Genomic DNA, 203 nt, shown 5'->3' with positions numbered 1-203 from the left:
GTGGCGGAACGGACGGGACTCGAACCCGCGACCCCCTGCGTGACAGGCAGGTATTCTAACCAACTGAACTACCGCTCCACCGAATTTCTCTACATCCACTGATTTCACACCAGCTTACTGCTTAATTTGATGCCTGGCAGTTCCCTACTCTCGCATGGGGAGACCCCACACTACCATCGGCGCTACGGCGTTTCACTTCTGAG

Annotated in this window: 1 tRNA gene; it reads right to left on the bottom strand. The window is 55.7% G+C overall.

The window, feature by feature from the left end:
- Position 1 precedes the first annotated feature (1 nt).
- Positions 2-78, bottom strand: a tRNA-Asp gene (locus OGY62_RS02030).
- Positions 79-203 lie beyond the last annotated feature (125 nt).

The sequence above is a fragment of the Citrobacter sp. CK198 genome (assembly GCF_030333295.1).
Taxonomy (GTDB): Bacteria; Pseudomonadota; Gammaproteobacteria; order Enterobacterales; family Enterobacteriaceae; genus Citrobacter_B; species Citrobacter_B koseri.
The sequence above is the reverse complement of the archived record's forward strand: the minus strand, read 5'-3'. Positions and strand labels throughout refer to the sequence as shown.